This window comes from Pedobacter sp. GR22-10, assembly GCF_026239715.1.
In the GTDB taxonomy this organism is placed as follows: Bacteria; Bacteroidota; Bacteroidia; order Sphingobacteriales; family Sphingobacteriaceae; genus Pedobacter.
Map to the genome: position 1 here is coordinate 746,971 of NZ_JAPIVR010000003.1, position 22,729 is coordinate 769,699.

Below are 22,729 nucleotides of genomic sequence, written 5' to 3' on the forward strand. Positions count from 1 at the left end.
CTGTATAAAATGAAATTTAAATATATAACGCTTTTGTTCGCCATTACAGTGTTATTGGCAAGCTGCACTAAAGACTTTGAAAAGATCAATACCAACCCTAATGCGCCAGAAACCACCAGTACGGAGTTTTTAATGTCTGATGTATTGGTGTCAACAGCCTACGCTTACCAGGAAAATGCCGTTGACAGAAGACCCGCTTCGGCAGCAAGATACCTGACACTGGTGCGCAATACGGGTTACGACCTGCTTGATTGGGGTCCTGTTGACTGGGATGATATTTATGCCCGTTTAGCCGTGAATAAAACTTTTTTAGAAACCGCACAAAAACGATCAGAAAACCAGTATATCGCCATTAGTAAAATTATGAAAGCCTTTAATTTTGGCTATCTAACTGATTTATATGGAGATATTCCCTATTCGCAAGCGCTTAAATCTAAAGAAGCCAATCTGATTTATCCGGAATATGATCAGCAGCAAACCATCTATCCCGATTTGTTAAGAGAACTTAAGGAAGCCAATAATTTGCTGAAAAGTAATGTACAGGAGATTAATGCCAAGGGAGATGTAATGTTTAAAGGAAATGCCCTCGCCTGGAGAAAGTTTGCCAATTCGCTGCGTTTACGTATGTTATTGCGCATTTCTAAAAACTATGCGCCAGCCTTTACTGAAATGCAGGAGATCGTGAATGATAAAACAGCATTTCCCATTTTTGAAAGCAGTGCTGATAATGCAGAGATAGCCTACCTGGGGAACATGGCTACTTATAGCTGGCCTGGTGGTCCTTTAGCCATGATTGATTTCGACTATTTGAAAACTAAAGTGAGCAAGGAACTGGTAGATCGCCTGATGGAGCGAAATGACCCAAGGCTGGCCGTTTGGGTAGAGCCTGTAAAAAGTACGGTTGGATCAACCGTAGATTTTAATAAATATGTGGGCGTACCCAATGCCATTGATGCGCCATCGGCCTATAATGGTGGAGAGGATCATGTCTCTGTTTTTTCTTCCTCATTCTTCAGGAAAAATGGAGGTTCAGCTAATCCCTTATTAAAGGCCAGCCTGGTAACCTATGCCGAACAGTGCTTTATTCTGGCAGAAGCGCTGCAAAAAGGTAAAATTACGCTCAATGGAGAAACGGCAGAATCCATGTACTACAAAGCGATTAAAGAATCGATGAGCAGTTATGGGGTAACAGCAGCTCAGTCTTATTACAATCAGCCACTGGTAAAATACGATGGTACACTCGTGCAACTGATTACCCAAAAATGGATGGCCATGTTGTTTAAAGGTTCTGAAGGATGGTTTGATCAACGCCGAACAGGTTATCCCGCTTTTGTTACTGGTCCGCTGGCTGCCGGAAGAGGAATCCCTAAACGTTACATCTATCCGGATTCGGAAAGCGCAAAGAACAAAACCAATTATCAGAAAGCTGTCTCCGCTTTCGGTACAGACAATCAGTACACCCTAATGTGGTACCTGAAATAATTTAAATTTTAATCAGAATCAACATGAAATCCTTTATAAAATCAATTTTAATCATCACCTTGCTTTCGAGCGGAGTGCTAACCAAACTATCAGCCCAGAACTTTAGTCCAACTCAATACCCTGACCGTGTAATTTTAACCTGGGCGGGAGATCCGGCAACCAGCCAAACGGTTAACTGGCGTACTGATACAACCATCATGGCTTCAAAGGCACAGATTAAAGCTGAGGATGCCAACCCTGCATTAGAAAAGGCCATAACAAGTTACGATGCCAGCTCTACCGTATTGAATGGCAGAAATAATTATGAAACGGCCAAGTATCACCATGTTACTTTTACTAACCTAAAACCAGCAACGGTGTATGCCTATCGGGTAGGTTCAGGTGAACACTGGAGCGAATGGTTTCAGTTTACTACAGCTTCAGCCAAAAATGAACCGTTTTCTTTTATATACCTGGGCGATGCGCAAAATGATATCCGTTCCAAATGGTCGCGGGTTATCCGCAAGGCTTTTTCTCACCAGCCTGATGCACGGTTCATTATTCATACCGGAGATTTAATCAACCGTTCTAATAATGATCAGGAATGGGGCGAATGGCATTATGGTGGTGGTTTTATTAATGGTATGATCCCAAGTATTCCATCACCGGGAAACCATGAATATGTACGGGACGATCAGCGAAAGCTCATTTTAGATCCACACTGGGGCGTACAATACACCTTTGCCGGCAACGGACCAAAGGGGCTTGAATCATCGGTATATTATGTAGATTATCAGGACGTACGCATCATTTCCTTAGATTCGCAAATGATCATCCTAGATGAGGCTTCTGCCAAGGCTCAATATGAATGGCTGGAAAAAGTACTGAAAGAAAATAAGAAGTTGTGGACGGTGATCACCTTTCACCACCCTATTTTCTCTACGGCAAAAAGCCGGGACAATAAGGCGTTCAGAGAACGCTTTAAGCCACTATTTGATCAATACCACATTGACCTGGTTTTGCAGGGGCATGACCATACTTATAGCCGGGGGCAGAACCTGCCCAGAGGTTTATCCGGACGGGATGTAAGTGGACCAGTTTACCTGGTTTCGGTAGCAGGGCCTAAAATGTACCAGGTAGATGGCGCCAAATGGATGGATGTATCCTTAGAGAATACCCAGCTTTTTCAGGTGATTCACGTAGATGGCGATAAACTTAAATTTGAAGCCTATAAAACTTCCGGTGAGCTTTTCGATGCTTTTTCATTGCAAAAGACAAGTAGAAACCGTGCAGCAGCATTTACAGATTTGAACCCGGCTTTAAAACCATAAAAGATGAACTCAAAAAAGAAACTGGCCTTATGCGCCATCTTAATGAGCTGTTTTTGTTTCACTTGTTTTTCGCAACAGGTAGCAAAGTCACTGCCTAAATCAAAACATGGTTTTATCGTTATTGCACACCGTGGAAGCCACCTCAACAAACCTGAAAATACGATAGCTGCTATTGAGGAAGCTATTTTACTGGGTGCAGATTATGTTGAGCTGGATCTCAGGACTACCCGTGACGGGCAACTGGTTCTTTTACACAATGACCGTGTAGATCAGGTGAGTGATGGAAAGGGGTTGATAAAGGACCTTGATTTTGAAACCATAAAAAAACTTACGCTAAAAGGGGTAGATGGTAGCCTGCACCAGATCGCCAGCTTTGCTGATGCATTAAAAACCTGCAAAGGTAGGATCAATATTTACCTTGATTTTAAAGCTGCGGATGTAGGTCTGGCTTACAAGGAAATTGAAAAAGCAGGGATGACAGATCAGGTATTGGTTTACATTAATGAGCTGAAACAATACTGTTCGTGGAAAAAGATTGCGCCGAAAATGCCCTTAATGTCCAGTTTAAATAAGACCATTAGAACAAGGGAAGCATTATTAGCAGCTTTGGACAAAATGCCTCTGGATGCTGTGGATAACATTCCGGCCGAAAATCTTTTACCGGTGATCAGATCTTTAGGAATTAGTGTATTTCTGGATGTTCAAAAAAGCAATGAAATGCCTGATGATTGGAAAAATGCCATCAATAAAGGCATACAGGGTGTACAGACCGATCATCCGAAGGCATTGATTGAATACCTGAAAGCAAACAAAATAAGGTAGCGATATAAGCAGTTGATTAATTGGTGGCATGATATATTTAATGGAATGTCATCACTTAATTTTAATGATATAGATAAAACCTATGTTCTTTTTAAAAACATATAGTTTTATTTATTTCATTTTCTTTATCTGGTTTTTGTTACGAAAACCCGTAAGATTGGCTTGATGTGGTGTATTACATTTGAATCTTAACAAATCAATACGCAGTAAATCAACTAATATGGAATATAAAGTTATACCTTTTACCGCTACCATAGATCATAAAAAGCAGACTACTGTAGCAGTAGCAGAACAATTGGAGCAAACTATCAACCACTATCTTAACGAAGGCTGGATATACATCAGGTTGGAGAGTGTTTCTACTTATGTGCAACCAGATCCCGGATGCTTTGGGTTTGGTGCAAAACCAGGTTATCTTGCCTCATATCAGATGGTTGTATTTGGGAAAAATCTATAATGAGATTTCTGCTGCTATTCTTAATTAAAATATACTGGATGCTCAAGGCTAAAAACCAAGAGCCCCGGTGTATTTTTAGAATAAGCTGTTCCCGGCATGTTTATCAAATGGCTAAAACAGAGGGGTTATTCAAAGGACTAAAGGCATTTGCTTATCGATATCAAAATTGTAGGGGCGGTTATCAGGTAATCATAAATCCTGTTACTGATCAAAATTATATGATTTTGCCAAATGGTGATCAATTACAACAACATGAAATAGCTAAAAAATTTCAGTCCCGTTTACTAAATAAAACAGAGTTGTAGAGGTAAACCATTCAATCGGGCTTTGCTAAAAACTAAATAAATGCATGAGTAAAACTTCTATATCGGCAGGTGCACGGTAAACACTGAGCCCTGATTCCGCTCGCTTTCCAGTAAGATTTCACCCCCATGCCTCGATATGATATTATGCGCTAAAAATAATCCGATTCCAAAACCACTGAAATATTTCTCATTCTGACCCTCTACCCTGAAAAAGCGTTCAAAAATTTTGGTCTGGTCTTTTGCTTCAATACCAATTCCATAATCTTTGATGTCAATCAATACTTCATTTTCAGTTGTGGAAACAGCGATATCAACTTGGTTGCTTTTAGGAGAATACTTAATTGCATTGGCGATCAGGTTGATCAGTACCTGGCTGATCCGGTCGCGGTCGGCATGAACAAATACATTCGCAGCCGTTTCCAGGTGGAAAACATATTGCTGATGGCTCAGGCGAAAATCTTCTACCACTTCTTTTACCAATGTATCAATTGCAAAACGTTCTACCTTTAAATCCATCCTGCCGGCATCAATCCGGCTAAGGTCAAGCATATCCCTGATGAGTCCGGTTAATTGCAAAAGCAGTACATCAATACGTGATAATGAGGTGCTCAGTTTTTGTAATGATGGAGATAATGTTTCTCTTGACAATAACCGTAAAGCCAGTTGTACATGCCCCTTAATGGAGGTAACCGGCGTTTTAAGTTCATGGCTTAACATGCTTACGAAATCACTTTTACGCTGTTCTTCCTCTTTTATTGTTTGAATATCAGTCGTAGATCCCACCCACATGATTACCTTTCCTTCTTCATCTAAAATGGGCGATGAGATATTTAAATGCCAGATATAGTTGCCATTTCTGTCTTTAAAGCGCATTTCTGCAACATGTGGAGTGCCATTAGCTGCTGCTACTTCCAGCCCTTTTTTAAAGGAGGCAATCTCATCAGGATGCATGATCTGGTAATAGCCAAAATCACGAAGATTTTCAAAACTCATTCCTGTAAAATCCAGCCAGTGCTGATTAGAGAAAGTCACCATGCCGTTTGGTAAAGCATTAGAAATCTTGGCGGGCACCAGGTCGGCAAGTTTCCGGAAATGCTGCTCACTTTGTTCAATCGATCTGCGGGCATGAACTTGTTCTGTCACATCTGTCGCAACGATCAATATATCAGATACGGCTCCATCCTGTCCAACTACAGGTTGGTAAACTACATTAAAAAAGATTTCTTTTAATTCTCCTCCATGATTTAACATGGCGCTGATTTCATTGGCGTAAAAAGGTACGCCGGTCATAAATACATTATCCAGTATGCCTAGAAAAGGCTGACCACTTAGTTCCGGTAGTGCCTGAGCAAGCGGTAATCCTATAATTTCAGGGCTTTTACCCCAAACTTCCAATATCTTCTGGTTAGCGGTTTCCACAATCAGCTCCCTGGCATGTAAAACTCCAATGGCCACAGGTGCCTCCTCAATAAAAAACTTAAATCGAGCCTCACTGGCTGCCAGTTTATTGTTCGCGATAGAAAGCGACTTATTTACCTGGGTAAGTTCGGCAGTGTATTTTTCGAGTAATCGTTTAGAAAGTATCCTTTCTGTAATTTCAAAAGACATCACCAGTACCCCGTTTCTGTTGCCAAAAGCATCTGCAAGGGGTTGGTAAGTATAGTCTACATAAGTCTCGCGGATGGTACCATCCGGCATAGTAAACAGTACAGGGCTTTCCTTTACATCAATGACTTCGCCGGTATCCATTACTTTGCGAAGCTGGCCGGCAAAAGGCTGATCGGCCAGATCCGGCAATATGTCCAGAAACCTTTTTCCTAAGACCTCTTCTTTGCTTTTGTTCCAGTATTTCAGGTTACTTTCATTAATCAATTCCACCACCAGGTCATAGCCACGGATGACGACCACGGAGGCCGGTAACATATTTAAAATCAGTTCCAGGTTCCTGTTGGCTTCGCTCAGCCTGTTCTGGGAAGTTTGAAGTTCTTCATTAGCCGCATTAAGTTCCTCGTTTGTTGCTTCAGCGGCTTCATTTAATAAAGCCAGTTCGGCAGACAACCTGAATTTTTCCTGCTCCTGTTGCTTGCGTTGTGTAACATCGCGGGTAATCCCTGAAATAGCTACGACCAGACCACTGGAATCAAATACGGGTGTCAGGATATAATCGTAAGTTCTGTTACCCAGTGCCGCATGAGGGAAATCGACCTCACCCCGAATGGGTTTTCCGGTGGTAATAATCTCATCAATTTCCCGCTCATGCATCTCTGCATGCCAGGGTTCATAACCATTCTCAAGCAGGGTTTTGCCCACGGCATCTTCCCAACGCTTCCCCCACATTTCAAGCAAAGCTTTATTGGCATAGGTAAAGCGGTAATCTAATCCAAATACATAAATCAGATCAGGTGTATTAGATGTTACCGTTTCATAAAGCCGCTGTTGCTGCTCTGCCAGCTCTTTCGCCTGCTGAAGTTCATGCTCTGTTTGCTTGCGAAGCGTAATGTCTTTGGCAGCACCAAACCATTCCAAAATATCTCCCGCATCATTTAATATAGGTACAGCCCTGGAAATGGTCCAGCCTGTACTTCCGTCTGCACGCAAAACACGGTGTTCCAGTTCAAACATTGATTTTGTGGCAATGGACCAGGATATTGCCTCATTTACCATTTGCAAATCAGCAGGATGCACGTTATGGTTCCGCCAGTTTGTAAGCGGTTCAGAAGTGCTTTTTAAAAAACCCCGGCCATCAAGTTCATACATCACCTCCCAATCCGGACTCATGCGATAAACAACATCTGACGTTGCGGCTACAAGGGCTCCGAAACGATCCTGATTCGCGGCTGTATTGCTCATATATTAAATGGTAATAATCTCAAAAAAACGAATGCAAATTAAGCAAATATCATCAATCCGGATCTTTTTCCGGAATACTTCTTAAAAACAATTCGGCAGTTGATTGCGATTTTCGTGAAGCGCATCGGTCATAATATAGCTACTTCAAGCTTTTTTAAAAGACAATAAAGCCAGATGAAAGATGGAGATTCTCCTTCGCGCAAAAGCGAAAAGGGATCAATCCCCACAATGCCAATCTTCTTTTCAGCTGGTGATTGATTTTATAATCTTCAATCCAAAGAACTGTAAAAAAAAGAAAACGGGAATCATCATAAAGACGACTCCCGTTTAATCTAAATTAACGCTCTCCATATAAAGACGATCATTTTAACACATTATTGCCCGGTACTGAAAATAATTTTAAAATAATCTATTTTGAGGAGTATAACGGATCGTTAGGGTGAGAACAAGAGCTTAAATATTACTGAATCATGAAATGCCTCAACAGCTCCTGTTCAAATTGAATCCAAAAGAAAACGGGAATCATCATAAAGACGACTCCCGTTTAATCTAAATTAACGCTCTCCATATAAAGACGATCATTTTAATACATTATTGCCTGGCATCGAAAATATTTTAATTTTTTTTAACGGTGTGGGATGCTGAAGAAAAATGCTGCGCATTAAAAAATGCAGAAAGATCAATTTAAAAGGCCTACAGGACATCTTATCTTGGTAATCATCTATTTAAAATGAATGATTTTACCGATCTTTAAACAGTAATTTATGGAATATTTTAGACCCTTTGATTTATTTTTAAATAAATCAAAGGGCAGATGCAACATTATTTCCCCTATTGCGACTTCAGGATAGAATAGAAACTTCTTGAATTAAAAATTAACTGAAACGCTACTTGCTTCAAAAAGAAAACATATCTGATCAGGAATTGATTGCCATGTGCCTTCGGGGCAAGGATGCGGGCTATACCGGGCTCTATAACCGATATGCCAGGGGGATTTTTAATTCCATTAGCCGGCTGGTTGCGCACAGTGCGGAGGCAGAAGATATTTTGCAGGAAACTTTCTGCAATGTCTTTAGCGATCAGAAGCGGTTAATGCAAATCAATAGTTTTGAAGCCTGGGTAAGGAGAATGGCGATCAATAAATCGATCTCGCACCTCAGGCGAAAGAAACTGCTGTTTTCAGATCTGGACAACTATGAGTTCAGGGCCGAGGCTGATTATGACATCAGGGAAGATGAAATTTTTGAAAGCCGTGTTGAGGATGTCAGGCGTTGTATTGACGAGCTTTCGGACGGGTACAGAACAATTTTAACCCTGTACCTTTTTGAAAAAATGTCACAGGATGAAATCGCACTTACACTAGGTCTGGCCCCATCTACTGTCAGAACGCAGTACCATCGGGCAAAAAAAAGAATATTAGTATCACTAAAAGATAAAGCTTATTATGAATGATCCGATAAAAGATTTTGTGGAGCAGCACCGGGAAGATTTCGATCATCTGGAAGCTCCGCAGTTTAACCTGGCGGGATTTAAAGCCAGTCTGGCTCAAGAACCCATGGTAAAAAAGCACCGTATTTTAAATATCAAACCTGCAAGCTGGATGGCTGCAGCAGCAGTTTTACTGGTATGTACTATTGGATTATGGTTCTTCAATAGTACGCAACAGACTAAAAAAACTGAACAGCACCTGGCCCTGAATAAGCAGAATAAACACCCAAAAATTGCTGAGAAGCCATTAGTAAAGGCTGTTACCCAGAATGCAAAACAGACTCAGTTTGCTGCACATGAAACAACTTCTCATGTAAAAAAGCATCAAAGCAAAGAAGAAGTTCCGTTCATACCCTCACCCGATCAGATGCTTTATAAAAAGTTAAACGACAGCGCTTCATCAAGTACCCGGTTGGCCGCTGTTTTAGCCATCAAAAAAAGTGAATTGATCAGTTATGATATGCTTGATCGTCTGGCTGCAACCATTCAGCATGACGGAAACAGCAATGTGCGTTTGGCTGCATTGAGTGTGTTGGAGAAATATAGGCAAGATACACATGTTACCAATCTTTTGGTAAACGCACTCAATCACCAGAATGATCCGATGTTACAACTCTCACTTGTTAATCTTTTGGGTAAAATGCAAAATGTCAAGATTGATGAGCGGCTTTACGCCCTTGTGAATGATCCATCTACACTGGAGGCAGTTAAAGATGAGGTTTACCAGATCCTGCTTAAAGAAAATAAATTTTAATCAACATAAACACTAAAGATATGAAACTACACTTGATCTTATTATTTGCCCTATTTACCACTGGCCTGTCGGCCTCGGCACAAAAACAATACAAGCTTGCTAAAAATAATGGAAAACTGAACCTCAACATCAGCGGGGTTACGGTAGAGGGTTACGATGGAAATGAAATTATTTTCTCTCTTCCTAAAAATGAAGAGGAGGAAGTTGATGAGCGTGCTAAAGGACTAAAGGCATTTAACAGTTCTGGTTTTAAAGATAATAGCGGTTTGGGTTTTGATGTTACCGTAAGGGGAGATGATATTAATGTAAATCCGGTTAGCGTGGCTAACCAACCAAAATTAAGCATCAAATTACCAAGAAACGTCCGTGTTTCCTTTGCCAATAACAGCAATATGTATCAGGATACAGTTACACTTAAAAATTTGAAAACAGAGATTGATGTAGCGGTAACCGGAAATGATATTGTATTAACCAACAATGTCGGTCCTATGAATATCAAAACCTTACACGGCTCGGTTGATGCGTCATTTCCAGCTGATTTGAAAGGTCCCATTTCTATTATATCTGTGCATGGGCATGTTGATATTGCGCTTCCTGCTTCTGTAAAAGCTAATCTCGAAGTGATCAGTAACTATGGCAAAATCTATGCAGCTGATGACTTGAAAATTGCAATAAATCCCGCTTCTAACCCGAAAACGAATGCAACAGGGCAACCTGTAAAAACACTAACTATTGGAAAGGGCGTTCAGGCTTTAACCATCAAAAGTTTAGCTGCCAACAGTGAAAACCAGGATGAAAATGCTCCTGTATTTGGCTATGAGGGTGGGAATTATGCAGAATCACTTAATGGAAAAATAAATGGTGGTGGAGTAGATTTCATCCTTAAATCTAACCACAATAATATCTACATCAGAGAAAAGAAATAGATGATATAACAGGTTTAATTAAATTCAAAAGGCCTTCTATATTAAAATTTGTCATGTTGAGCTTGCCGAATACCGTTAAGCAATTCTTTTAAAGGCCCTTCGGCAGGCTCAAGATGACATTTCGAATGTATGATACTGTCTCTGGCAGTAAAATCTTCTACTTTACCACAGTGGCTTCCAGTTCTACCTTTAAGGTTTCAAAAAGACTTTTCACTTCCATTACTGTTGTGGCCTGTTTAATACCATGTTTCACCACCCAATCTTGAAGGATCTGAAAGCTATTAAAAAATTCATCAATATTAGTGTGGTAAACATTTAAGCGGACAATGTTTTTGCAATCATAATCTGCCGAGGTAATTAACTGTTCCAGGTTTGCAATGGCTTGCGTAAGTTGCGTAGCCATATCAGCATCACTTGATTTTCCATCAGCATCAATAGCGGTTTGTCCTGAACAATACAACGTTCCATTCGCTGCTTTCACTTCTACAGCTTGTACATAATTTCTTTGATCCTGCCAATTCCAGGGATTTATTGCTCGTTTTTCCATGTCAAATTGTTTCATTATAGCGAATTTGCTATACCACAAAATTGAGAGAATGATTATTAAGATCAGTTGCGGGACATCACCATTTTTTTGTGATGTTTATCACACGCTAATCTGACAGCCTGCTCAATGTTTCTCTGGATACGCCGAGATAAGCAGCGAGCAAGGATTTTGGAACCCGCTGAAATAAAGAAGGATATTGTCTTCGCAATTGTTCATAACGCTCTTTTGCGTTAGCAGTAAGTAACGATAAGATTCGCCTTTGTGCGGCGATATTACCGAAGTGTGCTTTCTCCAGAAAGAAAGATTCTACTTTTTGAAGTCGGGAGCACAGCTTTCTATAATTTACCAAAGAGATGCATAGCACCACCGTATCTTCAATACATTCCAGCGAAAGCATTGCTGGTGTTTGCGTGAGGTAAGCATGGAAATCACTTTCCCACCAATCTTCCATGGCAAAAGAAACAATATGTGCTTTACCACTTTCATCATGATGGACCAGTTTAGTTAATCCTGAAACTAGAAAATAAGAATACCGCACCATTTCCCCTTCCTGAATAATAAATTGATGTTTTTTATATCGTTTAACTTCGAAATGCTGTTGCACAAAATCAAACTCTTCATCTGTTAAGGCAATTTGTTTTTCAATGTGTATGCGTAACGTTTCGTATATAAGCATGGTTAAATTTAATTAACGAAGATAAGCATTGCGACCTGTTCTTCGCCAGCGTATAGTTCGAAGAATTTATGATAAACGAAAAACGTTGCAATTCTGGGTTCCCGTAAAAAAGAGTTTTACAGTTCCTATATTTTTGAGGCATAAATCAAAACAATCTCCATAGATTATGAAGATTGGTAAAACTTTAGGGTTTACATAAATTAAAGGATTATTAACGCGAATGAAGATGCGGTGGAATTTGGTCGCTTATTTCGTTCCGGAGACAGCTGGGAGTTTGAAGCGATGGGCCGTGCGCATACCGGAAGCCTGCAAACCTTAATAGATATGCATACTTAAAATAAAAATTATGTCATTTGATTTAAATAAAAATGAGCCGTTGGCAAAAGCCAGAACTCAATTTGATCTTTCTAAAAACGAAACAGCAGAGACTCCAAAAAACAAAAACTGGATGATTGGTTTGCTTCTGGTATTGCTGATTGGTGGTGGCCTTTGGTATTACCTACCTCTTTCACCAGCAAATTTATCTGAAGGCATGGAAACAGTTAAAAATCCTGGAAAGGCTGCTGCTGTGGACGAAAAGCCTTCTGGCAAAGCCTTGGCTGATGAAAATAATGTAGATTCTACGGGTCTAATTGTAAAACCGGAAGAATTAAATATTACGACAGTTGTGCGTCACCAGCATCAGTAGAATATTTTTATAATGCCACGCCATTCCCTCCGTTTAATCATTTCCTGATGAAGTACCTTTTTTGATTGGCGATGACGGTAATAAGTCATTTATATCGTTCGTGTTTTATTGGGGGATTTTATATAGAACTTCTGTTGTATCACCATGCATAATGCGGATAACCTTTGTGCTAAATGCTGGTTTTTGAGGGTAAACATTTTGATGAGTAAATGACGAAGAGCTAAAGGCTAATCGATATATTTACGCTACAAAACAAAGGGATTTAGTGTTAAGATTTAACCAGTATTTTTATGAGTGACGATTTTTTCGGTTACCTGTTTAGAAAGCGAAATAGTGATAACCATCTGCCACCTAATGATGTTATTGCGCATTGGGCCATCAAAATTGTCGACTTGTTATATCCCGAGCATAGCATTATCCACTTTGAAAGTGAAACTGATTTAGTGATTTATACCCAGAGCTTAAAATCTGAGTTGTTTAACATCGCATCAGCTGGCCATCCAGAAAATCCTGGTGATGCCAATTTAATAACGGAACTTTTCTTTGCACAGCTTCCGGTGCTTTATCAAACACTCCATACTGATATCTCTGCAATTTATAAAGGTGACCCTGCGGCGGTGAGTGAATTTGAGGTCATCCGCACGTACCCTGGATTTTATGCCATTTGCCTTTACCGCATTGCACATGCCTTGCATGTACTGGGGCTCAGGCTGATTCCAAGAATTTTAACTGAACATGCACATTCAAAAACCGGGATCGATATTCATCCGGCGGCAGAAATTGGCGAATACTTTTATATTGATCACGGAACCGGCATTGTGATTGGCGAAACCACCGTTATTGGTGAACATGTAAAATTATACCAGGGCGTAACGCTGGGTGCTATGAGTGTGAAAAAAGTATTTGCCGGCAGCAGCAGGCACCCAAAGGTAGAAGACCGGGTGGTGATTTATTCAGGAGCCACCATCCTGGGTGGAGATACCACCATCGGGCATGACAGCATCATTGGCGGAAATGTATGGCTTACGGAAAGTGTGAATCCTTATTCATTGGTTTATCATTCACCAACCATCACCATCAGAAATATAAAAGAAAAGAATTAAACATTATGGCAGGAATTATAGATTTAATCGGGAACACACCCATGGTTGCATTGAGTAAACTCAGCCCTAACCCAAAAGTGAAAATTTATGCCAAGCTGGAAGGAAATAACCCAGGCGGAAGTGTAAAAGACAGGGCTTCTCTAAATATGATTCGCAGTGCAATAGAACGTGGTGAGATTAAGCCAGGAACGAAATTGGTGGAGGCAACCAGTGGAAACACAGGCATCGCACTGGCCATGATTGCCAAATTATATAACCTGGATATTGAGCTGGTGATGCCTGAAAATTCTACCCGCGAGCGTAAAGTAACCATGGAAGCTTTTGGTGCACGGGTGACCTTGCTCGAAAGTATAGAAGCCTGTCGTGATTATGCTGAAGAAAAAGGTGTTTCTAAGGGTTACTTTTTGCTGAACCAGTTTGCAAATCCTGATAATTACCTGGCGCACTATAAAACTACCGCGCCGGAGATGTGGAGAGATACTGAAGGAGAGATTACACATTTTATCAGTTCAATGGGTACAACCGGCACCATCATGGGATGTTCGCGATACCTTAAAGAACAAAACCCAGCGGTTCAAATTGTGGGTTGCCAGCCAACAGAAGGTTCATCCATCCCAGGAATCCGCCGTTGGCCGAAAGAATACTTGCCCCAAATTTTTGAGCCTGAACGTGTAGATCGTGTAATGGATATCAGCCAGGAAGAAGCTGTGGAAATGTCGAGGAGATTAGCCAGAGAAGAAGGTGTTTTTGCAGGAATGAGTTCTGGTGGTGCCTGTGCAGCGGCCATTCGTGTAGCTTCGGAATTGGAGTCTGGTGTATTGGTTTTTATTACCTGCGATCGGGGTGATCGATACCTCAGCAGTGACTTATTTGGGTAAGTCGCTTTTTATCCTTTTGCGGCTTAAGTATTTTCTCACAGGCAGATCATACCATACCATGGCAAGATAGGCGAGGCACAATAAGACCATTACCCCCGCAATAATTAACAGCGATAATTCTTTGCCCTGCGGTTTATAGGTGCTGTAATAATGGTTAAACATCCAGATCGCTGAATAATGGGTCATGTATAACGGATAGGAAATTTTGCCCGAAAAATGGCACAATCCTGTCAGGCGCTCATGCACTTTAGTGCCCACGCCCAATGCAATGATTAAGGGGAAATAAAATAATACCACCGCTAATTCGGCTAGCCAGCTATAGCTAAAAAAAGGCATCAGGAACGCTAAGCTGAGCAATATGGAAAGGCCAAAAAAGCCTAAATTATTTTTAATTGTCCACTTGAAGCGATAAACCAGCAAGCCCGCGATGAAGGAGTAAAAAATTCGGGCTCCACCATCCCAAAAGTTATCGCCAGCCCATCCGCCCATTAATGAGCCAGCCCGGTAAGCCACTACGCCTAAAAGTATGGCCGCGATAATGGCTAAAATAACCAGGTACTTTCGATGCAGCCTGGCCAGTATAAAAGCATAAAATATATTCGCTACATATTCCCAGAATAACGACCATGATGGCGCGTTTAAACCAAATAAGTTAAAAGCCCTTTCTTCCATCGCCGGAAAAGGAATTAATAAGGCCGAACTGATAAAAAGCAAAATGATCTTACCTGTACTGAAAATAAAGGGTTGACCGCCAAAGGGATCAAATAAAAAAGCAAATAAACCGAGTACGGAACCAAATAATACCAGCGGGTGAAGCCTGATGATCCGCGATTTAAAAAACTCCAGGATGCCCATTTCTTCTAAACGGTTGTCATAGGCATAGCCAATAACAAAGCCAGATAAACAGAAAAAGAAATCGACAGCCAGGAAACCATGGCCAATAATGTTTTGGGTAAAATCGGTAAAAACGATTTCCATAAAGTGAAAAATAACAATAGCCAGTGCTGCTACACCCCGCAATCCATCAAGAACCGGAAAATGTTGTCTGCTTTGAAGTATGGGTAAGGTTAAGGATTTCATTTGTAGCTTTAAGGAAATAACTTAATCAGGCTCAAATGCAAGAATAACCAATTTGATGGTTTTATTCAAATCAGCAAGCATATAAAATTTTGATTTCAAAAAAATAAGGCTTCAAATTTGTATTAAAGCCTTATTGCTGGTCATGAACATGCCATTTATTCTAGGGTATATTGACTATAAAAGCATTTTACATTGCTTAAGTAAGAGAAATGGCACCAATTTGTTGCAGCACGCTTAATCCATCAACTAAAGACCAGTGTGCTGTTATTTTTTCGTTGGTAAATTTTAATATATATACGATATCATATCTCACTTTGATACCTGTAGCCGGTACATTCATGAAAAGGTCTTTGTGCGTACCCTCCAGCGTGAAGTGACAGGTAACCTGATCTGCATCACCTAAAATGTTGTTAAAGCTGATTTTCAGATCAGGGAAAGCCAGTCCGTATATCTGGCTGATATCCCGAAATCCGTCAGCTCCTGTTCTTTGTCCGGGAAATGGATTTTGAATACTGACATGATGATCCACAAACTGATCAATGGCATCTATATTTTTTTGGTTAAACAATTCATCCAAAAATACTTTACAAATGGCTTTATTTTTTTCTACCTGATTATCCATATTTAATTTTCTTGCTGAAACTTTTAAGTACAACAGGATAGTTTTATGGTTGTTTCCGGAAATTCAAAATCATGTTAGGTAGCATTAGATGATATTCAAGTTGGCTTTTTAAACAGGCTGAGCAGAACATTCCGGCTCTGCTTAGCTTTTTAAAAACATTCTACTTCCCAGAATCGTTCCCACTGCTGGCCCTGCTTCAATTTTATAATTCCTTCTTTATGGGCAAGTTCCTGGTTATGCGCTACATCATCTGCTACACCACACCAGGGTTCAAGACAAACGAAAGGTGCATCCTTTGCAGCCCAAATGCCAAAGAAGGGGAAATCATCAAAATGGAAATGCAGGCCATAATCGTTTTTGGTGTTTAATAAGCTGATGCAATTGCTTTGCATGGCCTTAAATACCAAAGCATCCTGATAAAAAAGTTCATGTTTTAATTGGAGTTTATGGCCGTTAAGCGCAATGCTTCCGGTTTCTTTCGCAATCAAACCATTGTCCAGTTTCCAATAGGTAAGTTTCTTATCTGCATTAAAAGCCAGGTAATAATCCGTATAATCTGTTTTAGGACTGTTAGGGACAGCAAAAGCCGGGTGTGCACCAAGAGAGAAAAGAAGTTCATCATCACCTGTATTGATTACCTGATAAGTGAGGATTAATTTTCTGTCGATGAGCTGATATTTTAATCTCAGTTCAAAATGAAAAGGGTAAACCTTCAGGCTTTCTTCGCTTTGGGTCAACGTGAATATGGCTTCGGTATCACTGTTTTTCTGCTCATTAAAAATCTGGTCGCGGGCAAAGCCATGGCGGGGTAAATGGTAGGTGTTGTTTTTATAGGTAAAACTGTCGTTTTTTAAAGCGCCAACAATTGGAAATAAAACCGGACTATGTTTACCCCAGTACTGGTCGTCTCCGCTCCAGAGGTATTCCAGTTTGGTTTCTTTACTGTATAAGCGCTGGAGTTCTGCTCCTTTAGCTGCTAAATTTACGTTGAGGTATTCGTTTTCAAGAGTGATCATGGTGTGCTAAAGTAACAAATATGATGCTAAAAAATATCTTTTTTCTAAATTCCAGGTCCGTTTATATCACGACTGCTTACTATAGACTCCAGACTTTGGACTTCAGACTGCATTACCCTTTCTCTTCCCAGATGGAGGCAATGTTGATGATGGTTTGTACGGCCTTCTCCATATCCTGTACACTAACCCATTCCTGTTTACTGTGAAAAGCATGTTCACCGGCAAATATATTCGGGCAGGGTAAACCCATGAAAGATAAGCGTGAACCATCCGTGCCACCACGAATGCTTTGTTTTTTAGCCATAACACCTGCCCGCTCAATGGCTTCAATTCCGAACTGAACAATTTGCGGAAACTGATCCAGCACTTGCTTCATATTTCTGTATTGTGCCTTAATGTCTAAATCAAAAGTGGTGTTTGGATACCTGGAGATCACATTTTTTACCGTTGCTTCCAGAAATTGACCATGTGCCGCAAGTTTTTCATCAGTAAAATCTCTGATGATAAAATGTGCTTCAGCCATTTCTACCTGGCCGGAGATGCTTACCGGATGGATAAAGCCTTCTTTCTGATGCGTAGCCTCAGGAGTTAAGGTGTCTTTTGGTAAGGCCGCAATGATATCCGCAAGAATTTTAATGGCACTTTCCATTTTTCCCTTAGCAAAACCAGGATGTGTACTTACCCCATGAATGACCAATGTGGCACCATCGGCAGAAAAGGTCTCATCTTCAATAGAACCCAGTGTTTCACCATCTATGGTATACCCAAAGTCTGCCCCGAGTTTTTCCACATCCAACTGATCAACGCCACGGCCTATTTCTTCATCAGGCGTAAACAGGATTTTAATGGTGCCATGTTTTACTTCCTGATTTTTCATTAGAAAGCTCGCCGCTTCCATGATTTCGGCTACGCCTGCCTTATTGTCTGCACCCAGCAACGTTGTACCACTGGCTGTGATGATATCATTACCAATTTGATGTTTTAAGTCCCTGTGCTCAGACATTTTAAGCACAATATGAGGGTCATCTGGTAAAATGATATCATCGCCCTGGTAATTGTGATGGATTATTGGCTTCACACCTTCACCGCTGCAATCCGGAGAGGTATCCATATGAGAACAAAAGAAAATTACAGGCAGTATTTTTTTAGTGTTGGACGGAATTGTTCCATAAACATATCCGTTTTTATCCATTTCTGCATCCGAAATGCCCAATGCTATTAATTCTTCAACCAATAAGGCACCTAAATTCTTCTGCTTTAATGTGGAAGGGCAGGAAGCTGAGTTCGGATCTGATTGTGTATCTATTTTTGCGTAATGTATAAAACGCTGTTGTAAAGATTGGTTTAAATTGATGTATTTGCTCATAATTCAAAGGTAAATGTTATAAATATTCAATAAACATATTATTTTTGTAAAAAAACACCATGATATTCAAGCTCTCCAGGTCTACAGCCCTGACTGTTTTATTTTTCCTGCTGATTAATTATTCCTTTGCGCAATCTAATTATTTTAAATGGTCTGTTGGTTTTGGTGCCGGACCAAACTATTCTAAAACAGATGTATTAAAGGGCAGCTGGGGCCATACAGTATATGGAGAAGTGAATCATTACCTTACTCCTTTTGTATCGCTTGGACTTGAGGGGCAATATGGTTTAGTGCAGGGTGGAGATATTCATACTGATCCGCATAACCGGCAATTTTTAAATGACTATACCAGTCTCAGCGTCAATTTTAAAATGGCACTTGGAGAGTTGATCGACTTTGAAAGAAGCACGCTCCTTGATAATATTAAGGGAATTTACGTTGGCATTGGTGTTGGCGCAATTAAGAATAATATCGCCGATATTGTTCGGCGCAAACCTATGTGGGCTGCTATTGATCCGGGATACGGACCCTTTCCCGGAGAAAATAAAACAACAAACCTCTGGGTGCCTTTAAATCTGGGATATAATTATTATTTCTATGATGGTTACGGTTATGCACGTTTTGCCATCAATCTCAATCTTCAAAGTAATTTCACGTTTGGTGAAGGCTTAGACGGATATGATGATTCATCTGTTAATTTTAAAAATTATTCACCAGATACGTACAATACCTACAGCATAGGGGTTAAGTGCTTCTTCGGAAACACAAGAGTTTATCGTAGAACTTTGTAGGTTTGTTTCACCATATTTTCAGCTTTTTTCCATGAAAAATATTTTTGTGTTTTACCTGCTGTTTTACACGTTATTTGCCCACGCACAAAAAACACCATTTGAAAGAAGTCAGAAAACACAAACATCCACTTACCCGGAAGCCCTGGCATATTATAAGCACCTGGCAGATCAGTATCCACAGGCAAAACTTTTCAGCTACGGAGATACCGATTTTGGTCAGCCGTTACAGCTGCTGGTATTGTCAAAAGATCAGGTTTTTGATCCAGTAAGCATTAAAAAAAGCAATAAAACGGTTCTCTTGATCAATAATGGCATTCATCCGGGTGAACCAGAAGGAATAGATGCTTCTATGATGCTGAGCAGGGATTTGTTAAAAGGGAACAAGCTCCCAAAAGATGTGGTTATTTGTATCATTCCACTCTATAACATTGATGGGAGTTTTAATAGAACCTCAACTTCCAGAGCCAACCAGAATGGTCCGTTGGCTTATGGTTTTCGCGGAAATGCGAAGAATCTGGATTTAAACCGTGATTTCATTAAAACAGATTCTAAAAATTCAGCTGCATTTCAACTGATTTTTAATACCTGGAAGCCGGAGATTTTTGTAGATACCCACACCAGTAACGGAGCCGATTATCAATATGTAATGACCCTGATTCCGACGCAGAAAGATAAGCTGAATACCATTTTGTCGGGATATTTAACCAGTACTTTGGTTCCAGGTTTGTATGAAGCCATGGCCAAACAAGGTTATCCTATGATTCCCTATGTAAATTCAATTGGCGAAACGCCTGAAAGCGGAATTACCGGATTTATAGAATCCCCAAGATATTCTACCGGATATGCTGCACTGCATAATGTAATTGGTTTTATGCCAGAAACACATATGTTAAAATCTTATGATTTGCGTGTTGATGCTACCTATAAATTACTTCAAAGTTATATTGATATCATTCAGCGTGATGCAAAACTTATTCTGGAAAACAAGCAAAGGGCAGATGAGTTTGTAAGCAGGCAACTTGAATTTCCTTTAACCTGGCAGTTGAACAAAAGTGAAGTGAATAATATCACTTTTAAAGGTTTCGAAGCCGGGCAAAAACCAAGTGCAGTTAGTGGCTTTAACCGATTATTCTATGATAGAAGCAAACCTTACACCAAAACTATTCAGGAATGGAATAAGTATGAACCCGCAATTACTGTTCAGAAGCCACTGGCTTACATCATCCCTAAAGCCTGGGACAAAGTGATTGCACTTTTGAAACTGAACGGCGTGGAGATGCAGGAACTTAAAAGCGATGCCAAAGTAGAGGTAGAAAGTTATTACATTGAAGATGTTAAAACGAGTTCAAGGCCTTATGAAGGACATTATTTGCATACGGGAGTGAAAATAAACCTCAGGAAACAAACGCTTCAATACTATGCTGGTGATGTGGTGATATACGTCAATCAAAAAAATAACCGGTATATTGTAGAAACGCTGGAACCGCAGGCTACAGATTCTTTTTTTAACTGGAACTTCTTTGATTCCATTCTGGATATGAAGGAACATTATTCTGCTTATGTTTTTGAAGACACAGCTGAAGCACTTTTAAAAAGCAATCCATTATTAAAGGCTAAATTAGATGAAAAGAAATCTGCTGACACTGCTTTTTCAAAAAACGCTGCTGCCCAGCTTGATTTTGTCTATAAAAATTCTGATTATTACGAAAAAACACACAACCGGTATCCGGTAGCCAGGTTAATGGCAAATGAAAAATTCAATTTAAAATAATCCAAATGGAATACTTAAACATGGCTCCTGTAGCCTCCATCATTTTTGTCTTTACCCTTGTTACCAGCCTTTATGCTTTTTACGATCACAGTTTGTATGGAAAGTTTATGTTACATCCATATAGTGTTTCTAAGGGGCATAAGGTTTTTACTTTGTTAACAAGTGGCTTAATTCATGCCGATTGGATGCACTTGTTTTTTAATATGTTTACCTTTTATGCCTTTGCTTTTACGCTTGAACAAATGATGGGCAGCTGGCAGTTTGGCTTACTTTATTTTTTAGGTTTAGTGCTGAGTGATTTACCTACGGTTTTTAAACATAAAGATGATTTTCATTACAATAGCCTGGGTGCTTCGGGCGCTATTAGTGCGGTGCTTTTTAGTTATATCTTGTATAATCCGATGTCTAAAATTTACATTATGTTTATCCCGATTGGGATACCTGCAGTAATTTTTGGCGGATTGTATCTGGTTTATTGTATGTATGCCTCTAAAAACTCCAGAGATAACATTAACCATGATGCACACTTTTTTGGGGCCCTAACCGGGTTGATCTTTACTGTGATTTTTGTGCCCGGCATCATTCAGCATTTTATTGCTGCGCTATCCGGCGGTAGGTAAACAAGGGTTTTCGAAAAAGCTCATGGGATTATTGGGGTCTTTGATAATTTCAAACTGCACATAACCCCAGGGTTTCCAGAAGTTTTCCAGCACCTGGGCATAAACCTTGTGCTGCCAAACATCAAACAAGGGTTTGCTCATATTTCCGCGTAGTGGCATGGCTTCAAAGTAGGTGGTACCCTCCACCGGCATAATGGTATATTCCGGCAAACGGTTAAAGAGATAAGCTGAATAATAAAAACGGGCGGTTAATTCTTCAAATTGTTCGGCCGTTAAAGCTTTGTCGCTAATTTCATTAATAATTTCCTGGTGGAAACGTTTGTTCGTGCCGTTATCCTGCAGGCAGGCCACAATGCCAAAATCTTTAAACTTTAGTGAGAAAGTAAGGGTATTGATCTCATCGCGGAAGCTAAAGGGGGTTTCTTTATTTTCAAGTTTTACCACGGTGATTGACCATGGCGTAAAATCTTCAAACGCTATGCTGGTGTAGAGGTTTTGCAACATAAAATTGAGGTTGGCAAACTTCATCATCAGTGATTGCGACATATTTAAACCATCTGCAGTCATTTCCTTTCGCAAGGCAGCATGCATTTCGATGTATACAAAACCATATAAAAACTTACCAACCCAGTTGAATATTTCCAGCTCTGTTAAGGTGGAAACGCCGGCATAACCCTTTGCAAAAGCCTGTTCTATTTTATTTTCAAGCGGAATTAAGAATTGCTCATTCACTTCACTATTTGCCGGAATAACCAGTGTATTGTAAGAACGGATACTTTCATCTAAAAATTGAATCTGCTCTTCGCCGGTTAAGCCAGCCTGTGCCAGCAACCATTTTGGAATAAGTGGCAGCTGAATAACAGGTGAGTTGAAAGTGCTGCCACTTAAAAAGCATTTCTTGTATAAAAAATCAAAATGTTGGAAGGGATTGTATAAGCCAGTATTCATCGCTACAATATTAGACATTATATTTTTAGGGCTTATAGAAGATGTTTTATTTTAACGCTGCGATTACGAAGTGATTTGCTAACTATGGAATGGTCTTAACACGCTTTTGTGTAATTTGGAAGAGATGCTGAATCAAGTTTAGGAGGATGTGTGAGAGCATGACTAATGTAATTGAGCCATGCTGAGTTATGAAGCATCTGCATATGATGGAAAGCTGACCATTGATTAC

General features: G+C 40.1%; 23 protein-coding genes. 15 read left to right on the plus strand and 8 right to left on the minus strand.

Going from position 1 to position 22,729, the window contains the following annotated elements; all coding sequences use genetic code 11:
- The first annotated feature begins 9 nt into the window (after positions 1-9).
- From OQX64_RS15930 to yidD, 5 genes are all read left to right on the plus strand, one after another.
- The gene (locus OQX64_RS15930; protein ID WP_265819505.1) at positions 10-1,482 is read left to right on the plus strand and encodes a SusD/RagB family nutrient-binding outer membrane lipoprotein; all 1,473 of its coding nucleotides are present in this window, start codon (positions 10-12) and stop codon (positions 1,480-1,482) included.
- Positions 1,483-1,505: 23 nt separating this feature from the next.
- A complete protein-coding gene (locus tag OQX64_RS15935) occupies positions 1,506-2,792 on the plus strand; it encodes a purple acid phosphatase family protein (protein WP_265819506.1) in 1,287 nt (428 codons plus the stop codon).
- Positions 2,793-2,795: 3 nt separating this feature from the next.
- Positions 2,796-3,614 carry a glycerophosphodiester phosphodiesterase family protein gene (locus OQX64_RS15940; protein WP_265819507.1) on the plus strand — a complete coding sequence of 273 codons (819 nt, stop codon included), beginning with the start codon at positions 2,796-2,798 and terminating at the stop codon, positions 3,612-3,614.
- Positions 3,615-3,834: 220 nt separating this feature from the next.
- Positions 3,835-4,071, plus strand: a complete 237-nt coding sequence (locus tag OQX64_RS15945; protein WP_088301117.1) for a hypothetical protein — start codon at positions 3,835-3,837, stop codon at positions 4,069-4,071.
- Entirely contained in the window at positions 4,071-4,376 is a 306-nt protein-coding gene (yidD, locus tag OQX64_RS15950) for a membrane protein insertion efficiency factor YidD (RefSeq protein ID WP_265819508.1), read from the plus strand. The genes OQX64_RS15945 and yidD overlap by 1 nt, the downstream gene beginning before the upstream one ends.
- Positions 4,377-4,433: 57 nt before the next feature.
- On the opposite strand, the gene OQX64_RS15955 is transcribed toward yidD, so the two are convergent.
- Entirely contained in the window at positions 4,434-7,226 is a 2,793-nt protein-coding gene (locus OQX64_RS15955; protein ID WP_265819509.1) for a PAS domain-containing protein, read from the minus strand.
- An 891-nt stretch (positions 7,227-8,117) separates the two neighbouring features.
- On the opposite strand from OQX64_RS15955, the gene OQX64_RS15960 reads away from it, so the two are divergent.
- The 3 genes from OQX64_RS15960 to OQX64_RS15970 are packed head-to-tail and all read left to right on the plus strand — an operon-like array spanning position 8,118 to position 10,394.
- Positions 8,118-8,678, plus strand: a complete 561-nt coding sequence (locus tag OQX64_RS15960) for an RNA polymerase sigma factor (protein WP_265819510.1) — start codon at positions 8,118-8,120, stop codon at positions 8,676-8,678.
- A complete protein-coding gene (locus tag OQX64_RS15965) occupies positions 8,671-9,468 on the plus strand; it encodes a HEAT repeat domain-containing protein (RefSeq protein WP_265819511.1) in 798 nt (265 codons plus the stop codon). The genes OQX64_RS15960 and OQX64_RS15965 overlap by 8 nt, the downstream gene beginning before the upstream one ends.
- A gap of 20 nt (positions 9,469-9,488) precedes the next feature.
- Complete coding sequence (locus OQX64_RS15970) at positions 9,489-10,394, plus strand: DUF4097 family beta strand repeat-containing protein (protein ID WP_265819512.1); 906 nt, start codon at positions 9,489-9,491, stop codon at positions 10,392-10,394.
- A gap of 157 nt (positions 10,395-10,551) precedes the next feature.
- Here the strand turns inward: OQX64_RS15970 and OQX64_RS15975 are convergent, their stop codons facing one another.
- Both OQX64_RS15975 and OQX64_RS15980 read right to left on the minus strand, forming a co-directional pair.
- Entirely contained in the window at positions 10,552-10,941 is a 390-nt protein-coding gene (locus OQX64_RS15975; RefSeq protein WP_265819513.1) for a RidA family protein, read from the minus strand.
- 106 nt (positions 10,942-11,047) lie between these two features.
- The gene (locus OQX64_RS15980; RefSeq protein ID WP_253249001.1) at positions 11,048-11,617 is read right to left on the minus strand and encodes a Crp/Fnr family transcriptional regulator; all 570 of its coding nucleotides are present in this window, start codon (positions 11,615-11,617) and stop codon (positions 11,048-11,050) included.
- Positions 11,618-11,827: 210 nt separating this feature from the next.
- On the opposite strand from OQX64_RS15980, the gene OQX64_RS22570 reads away from it, so the two are divergent.
- The 4 genes from OQX64_RS22570 (at position 11,828) to cysM (ending at position 14,286) form a co-directional block, all read left to right on the plus strand.
- Complete coding sequence (locus OQX64_RS22570) at positions 11,828-11,953, plus strand: TerD family protein (RefSeq protein ID WP_416240475.1); 126 nt, start codon at positions 11,828-11,830, stop codon at positions 11,951-11,953.
- Positions 11,954-11,963: 10 nt separating this feature from the next.
- Positions 11,964-12,305 carry a hypothetical protein gene (locus tag OQX64_RS15985; protein ID WP_265819514.1) on the plus strand — a complete coding sequence of 114 codons (342 nt, stop codon included), beginning with the start codon at positions 11,964-11,966 and terminating at the stop codon, positions 12,303-12,305.
- Between the two features lie 290 nt (positions 12,306-12,595).
- Positions 12,596-13,408, plus strand: a complete 813-nt coding sequence (locus OQX64_RS15990; RefSeq protein WP_088301109.1) for a serine acetyltransferase — start codon at positions 12,596-12,598, stop codon at positions 13,406-13,408.
- Between the two features lie 5 nt (positions 13,409-13,413).
- A complete protein-coding gene (cysM, locus tag OQX64_RS15995; protein WP_265819515.1) occupies positions 13,414-14,286 on the plus strand; it encodes a cysteine synthase CysM in 873 nt (290 codons plus the stop codon).
- Here cysM and OQX64_RS16000 read toward each other — a convergent pair.
- From OQX64_RS16000 to pepT, 4 genes are all read right to left on the minus strand, one after another.
- Positions 14,275-15,366, minus strand: coding sequence for an acyltransferase family protein (locus tag OQX64_RS16000; RefSeq protein WP_265819516.1), 1,092 nt, complete (start codon positions 15,364-15,366; stop codon positions 14,275-14,277). The two genes, cysM and OQX64_RS16000, sit on opposite strands and share 12 nt — an antisense overlap.
- Before the next feature lie 196 nt (positions 15,367-15,562).
- On the minus strand, positions 15,563-15,988 hold the full coding sequence (locus tag OQX64_RS16005; protein ID WP_265819517.1) for an ester cyclase: 426 nt from the start codon (positions 15,986-15,988) through the stop codon (positions 15,563-15,565).
- 149 nt (positions 15,989-16,137) lie between these two features.
- Positions 16,138-17,004, minus strand: a complete 867-nt coding sequence (locus OQX64_RS16010) for an aldose 1-epimerase family protein (protein WP_265819518.1) — start codon at positions 17,002-17,004, stop codon at positions 16,138-16,140.
- 112 nt (positions 17,005-17,116) lie between these two features.
- Positions 17,117-18,370 carry a peptidase T gene (gene pepT, locus OQX64_RS16015; RefSeq protein ID WP_265819519.1) on the minus strand — a complete coding sequence of 418 codons (1,254 nt, stop codon included), beginning with the start codon at positions 18,368-18,370 and terminating at the stop codon, positions 17,117-17,119.
- A 59-nt stretch (positions 18,371-18,429) separates the two neighbouring features.
- Here pepT and OQX64_RS16020 point away from each other — a divergent pair, with 59 nt between their 5' ends.
- From OQX64_RS16020 to OQX64_RS16030, 3 genes are read left to right on the plus strand one after another with little or no spacing between them, the layout of a single operon-like run.
- Positions 18,430-19,161 (plus strand): hypothetical protein, encoded by a 732-nt coding sequence (locus tag OQX64_RS16020; RefSeq protein ID WP_088301103.1) that lies wholly within the window; start codon positions 18,430-18,432, stop codon positions 19,159-19,161.
- Positions 19,162-19,192: 31 nt separating this feature from the next.
- Positions 19,193-20,932: a M14 family metallopeptidase gene (locus tag OQX64_RS16025; RefSeq protein WP_265819520.1), complete on the plus strand. Its 1,740-nt coding sequence runs from the start codon at positions 19,193-19,195 to the stop codon at positions 20,930-20,932.
- Positions 20,933-20,937: 5 nt separating this feature from the next.
- Positions 20,938-21,552, plus strand: a complete 615-nt coding sequence (locus OQX64_RS16030; RefSeq protein ID WP_088301101.1) for a rhomboid family intramembrane serine protease — start codon at positions 20,938-20,940, stop codon at positions 21,550-21,552.
- Here OQX64_RS16030 and OQX64_RS16035 read toward each other — a convergent pair.
- A complete protein-coding gene (locus OQX64_RS16035; RefSeq protein ID WP_265819521.1) occupies positions 21,535-22,518 on the minus strand; it encodes a hypothetical protein in 984 nt (327 codons plus the stop codon). The genes OQX64_RS16030 and OQX64_RS16035 overlap by 18 nt on opposite strands.
- Positions 22,519-22,729: the final 211 nt, after the last annotated feature.